Raw genomic sequence first — 1,182 nt, 5'->3', positions numbered from 1 at the left:
CGTGTCCAGGGTGCTGAGCAAGTACGGCATGAACGCCGTGCCCGCACCCTCGCAGAAGTAGCCCGAGGACGACACGAACTGGTTGAACACCTCGGCGCCCGGGTGGCCGATGACGTCCGCATTCTTGAACTTGGCGAGGTTGTTTTCGTGGTCCTCGTTCGTCGTTCCGTCCCCGCCGGCTTGGGCGGATGGGTTGGGCGTGCTCATCGGCCGGACTTCGATCCAGGGGTTTTCGCCGGTGTTGCTGTAGCTGGAGACGACCGCATCGGGGATGTAGTGGCGGACCTTGATGGACGTGCGTACCGTACAGCCCGTCCAGGTACAGTAGAGCCAGTAGCAGATCCCGACGACGCGGTATTCGAGGCAGTCTGGAGATGCCACCGAGCCGACGATGGTTGCGGTGTTGAGCGCGTAGCTGCCCGTGGCGCTGAGCAGCAGCACGGACGCCACGCCAGCACGCAGGCGGCGCATCAGGTCGAATGCACGAGTCACGGCTGAGCCCTCCGGTGCTGCTGAACGCGCGCGACGGCGCGGGCCACGTCCGGCTCGCCATAGACCACGTAGCGCTGGTCCACCACGACGGCTGGGATGCTGGTGATGCCCAGGCTCCATGCGTCGGTGACGCCCTGGTATGCGGACGCAATGCGGCGCTGGAGGTCGGCACCGCCACTATTCAGCCGACGCTTGACGACGGCGGCAGCCTGTTCAGAATCGGCGGGGAGTTCGACAGAAAGCTCCGCTTCAATCCGATGCGCTTCGTCCAGCTCGATCAGCCGTTCGCCGCCCATGGTCTTGAGGGGGTGCCGGCTGTCGGTGACGACCAGCACGTCGGCGGCGAAGGTGGCCGGGCAAAAAGCGGCCAACGCCACCGGCAGCGCAACGGCCAGGCCGAGGGTTCGCCAGCGCGGCGAGAACCTGGAAAAAGAAGCTGGCATGTCGCGTGCCCCTGGAAGTTGATCAGGGCCATAGTCAAACGCGAACCGGATGCAGCCCCAACAAACAATGCGCATCACGGACACCCCGCATACCTGCTTGTCCCGCTGCGAAGAAAAACGGAGGCCGAAGCCCCCGCAGTGATCAATGAGGCGATGCGCTACAGCAGGCCGTGCTCAGCGAAGGAATAGGGGTTTCCCAGACCGACGACGATGTGGTCCAGTAGCCGAACATCGATGAGCGCCAGCG

Annotated in this window: 3 protein-coding genes; all 3 read right to left on the bottom strand. The window is 64.6% G+C overall.

Going from position 1 to position 1,182, the window contains the following annotated elements:
• Window positions 1-492 (bottom strand): TraU family protein (locus K206_RS0136740; RefSeq protein WP_043368031.1); only part of this gene is annotated, 492 nt, incomplete at its 3' end.
• Window positions 489-935 (bottom strand): TIGR03757 family integrating conjugative element protein, encoded by a 447-nt coding sequence (locus tag K206_RS0136735; RefSeq protein ID WP_011489309.1) that lies wholly within the window; start codon window positions 933-935, stop codon window positions 489-491. The genes K206_RS0136735 and K206_RS0136740, both read right to left, overlap by 4 nt.
• Before the next feature lie 158 nt (window positions 936-1,093).
• The coding region (locus tag K206_RS40600; protein WP_043368028.1) for a JAB domain-containing protein at window positions 1,094-1,182 on the bottom strand (89 nt) is incomplete at its 5' end.

Origin of the sequence: Cupriavidus sp. WS (genome assembly GCF_000395345.1) — a bacterium.
Taxonomy (GTDB): domain Bacteria; phylum Pseudomonadota; class Gammaproteobacteria; order Burkholderiales; family Burkholderiaceae; genus Cupriavidus; species Cupriavidus basilensis_B.
Note: the sequence above shows the minus strand (reverse complement) of the source record. Positions and strands in the feature narration are given on the sequence as shown.

What these genes read in the sequence shown, in the direction of transcription:
- K206_RS0136735 (WP_011489309.1), bottom strand. Translation starts at nt 935, where the DNA reads ATGCCAGCTTCTTTTTCCAGGTTCTCGCCGCGCTGGCGAACCCTCGGC.